This is a genomic window from Roseateles sp. P5_E11 (assembly GCF_054049355.1).
Genome location: NZ_JBFUMO010000696.1, coordinates 1 through 2,677, shown reverse-complemented (window position 1 = coordinate 2,677; position 2,677 = coordinate 1). Strand labels below are relative to the sequence as shown.

At 68.6% G+C, this 2,677-nt stretch carries 2 protein-coding genes; both read left to right on the top strand.

Annotated elements, in window-relative coordinates:
- Positions 1-1,383 (top strand): ATP-binding protein (locus ACXJKR_RS29310; protein ID WP_457325847.1); only part of this gene is annotated, 1,383 nt, incomplete at its 5' end.
- The gene (locus ACXJKR_RS29305; protein ID WP_056196622.1) at positions 1,376-2,581 is read left to right on the top strand and encodes an FAD-dependent oxidoreductase; all 1,206 of its coding nucleotides are present in this window, start codon (positions 1,376-1,378) and stop codon (positions 2,579-2,581) included. The genes ACXJKR_RS29310 and ACXJKR_RS29305, both read left to right, overlap by 8 nt.
- The last annotated feature ends 96 nt before the right edge of the window (positions 2,582-2,677 follow it).

Sequence of the window (2,677 nt, the reverse complement as noted above, 5' to 3'; positions counted from 1 at the left end):
GTCTACCTGTGGGAGCGCGAATGCTCCATCCAGCGSCGCCACCAGAAGGTCATCGAGGAGGCGCCGTCGCCCTTTATCAGCGAGGCCACGCGCCGCGCGATGGGAGAGCAGGCGGTGGCTCTGGCAAAGGCGGTGAACTATCAGAGCGCCGGCACGGTGGAGTTCGTCGTCGGCAAGGACCAGGGCTTCTACTTCCTGGAGATGAACACGCGGCTGCAGGTGGAGCACCCGGTCACCGAGTGCATCACCGGCCTGGACCTCGTCGAGCAGATGATTCGCGTCGCCGCCGGCGAGCCGCTGTCATTCACGCAGGAGCAGATCAAGCGCGAAGGTTGGGCCATCGAATGCCGCATCAATGCGGAAGACCCCTTCCGCAACTTCCTGCCCAGCACCGGCCGCCTGGTGCGCTACCAGCCGCCCGAGACGACGATGACGCAGGCCGAGCCGCAGCGCTTTGGCGTGCGCGTGGACACCGGCGTCTACGAGGGCGGCGAGATCCCGATGTTCTACGACTCGATGATCGCCAAGCTCATCGTGCACGGCCGCGACCGGGCCGAAGCCATCGCCAAGATGCGCGAGGCGCTGAACGGCTTCGTCATCCGTGGCGTGTCCAGCAACATCCCCTTCCAGGCGGCGCTGCTGGCCCACCCGGACTTTGCGAGCGGCGACTTCAACACCGGCTTCATCGCCCAGCACTACGCCGGCGGCTTCAAGGCCGAGGATGTGCCGCATGACGACCCGCTCTTCCTTGTCGCGCTGGCCGGCTTCATCCGCCGCAAGGCACGTGAGCGCGAGGCCGGCATCAGCGGCCAGTTGCGCGGCCACGAGGTGCAGATCGAGCACGACTACGTTGCCGTCGTCAATCTCGGCGCTGGCCACAGCGAGCGCCATGCGCTGCACATCAGCGAATACGCGGGCGCGCTGGGCGAGGCACGCGTGCAGGTGGGCGGCAAGGACTACCGCATCGTTTCCAGCTCCCGCCTGAACGACGTGCGCATCACCGGCACCGTCAATGGCCTGGCCTTTACCGCCCAGGCTGAGCGCGGCACGGCGAAGAACCCGCTGGCCTATCGCATCCACCATGGCGGCCTGTTGATCGAGCTGACCGTGCTGAGCCCGCGCGCGGCCGAATTGCAGACGTTGATGCCCTACAAGGCACCGCCGGACACCTCCAAACTGCTGCTGTCGCCCATGCCCGGGCTGCTCGTGCACCTAGTTGCGCAGGTCGGCCAGACGGTTCAGGCCGGTGAGCGGCTGGCGGTCATTGAGGCGATGAAGATGGAGAACATCCTGACCGCCGCGCAGGACGTGACCGTCGCCGAGGTGTTGGCCAAGCCGGGCGAGAGCCTGTCGGTAGACCAGCCCATCCTGCGCTTTGCCTGAATCCGTCGCCATCGTCGGCGCCGGTGTCGCCGGCGCGGCCGCAGCGATTCGTCTGGCCGAGCGCGGCGTCGCTGTTGATCTGTACGAGGCCGTGCCCGAGCCCAAACCCATCGGTGCGGGCCTGCTGCTTCAGCCCACCGGCCAGCGCGTGCTCACGGCCATGGGGCTGCTGGACGAGGCGCTGGCGCTGGGTACGCGGGTAGACCGCTTGTTCGGCGACACGCCCTCGGGCCGCGCGGTGCTGGACATGAGCTACCGGCGCTTCCATCCTGAGGCCTATGGCCTGGGCATCCAGCGCGGCGCGTTGATGGGCATGCTGTGGAAGCGCGTGCGCGAGCTCGGCGTCCGCTGGCATTGCGGCGCGCTGGTTGAAGGCTTCGAGCAGGACGAGGCCGGCGTCACCTTGCGTTTGTCCGGCGGAGCCAAGGCTCGCCATGCCGCGCTGATCCTCGCCAACGGCAGCTTCTCCAGGCTGCGCGAAGGCATGAAGGTCAGCCAGCATGCGCGCGCCTTCCCCTGGGGCGCCGTCTGGACCGTGCTGCCGGCGCCGCCTGGTTTCCCTCAGATCGAGCTGCGCCAGCGCTTCCGGTCGGCGTCGCAGATGATCGGCCTGATGCCGGTCGGCAGGGCCGATCACGCCGATGGCGCACGAGGCATCAACCTGTTCTGGAGTCTGCCCGTCGCCGAACTTGAAGGTTGGCGCGAGCGCGTTGGGCTGGATCGCATCAAGCAGCAGATGGCCGAGCTCTTTCCCGACGTCTTGCCGCTGCTGGCCGGCCTGCGCGATGCCGGGCAGTTGCGTGAAGCCCGCTACGCCGATGTCCACATGGCGCGCTGGCATGACGGCCGCGTGCTGGCCATTGGTGACTGCGCCCATGGCATGAGCCCGCAGCTAGGGCAGGGCGCCAACATGGCGCTGATCGATGCGCACGAGCTGGCGAGCGAGGTCGGTGGCGACTGGCCCGGCGTGTTCGAGCGCTACGGCCGCCGCCGCCGCGCCCACCTGCGCTTCTACGGTCAGGCCAGCAAGGGCCTGACGCCGATGTTCCAGTCCCACGCCGTTGTCGCGCCCTGGTTGCGCGACCGCTTCTTCGGTTGGGGCGGGCGACTGCCCTATGTCCACCAGCAGTCCATCGCGGTGCTGGCCGGCTACAAGACCGGCTGGCTCTGGGGGCGGCTCAAGCTGGCCGGCTGCTGATGCGCTTCGGCCTGTTCGCCCATCTGCGTGTGCTGCGGGCCGCGCTGGCGCCGCTGCGCCAGCGCGGCTTCGGCAAGGCCCAGGCGCTGCTGTGGC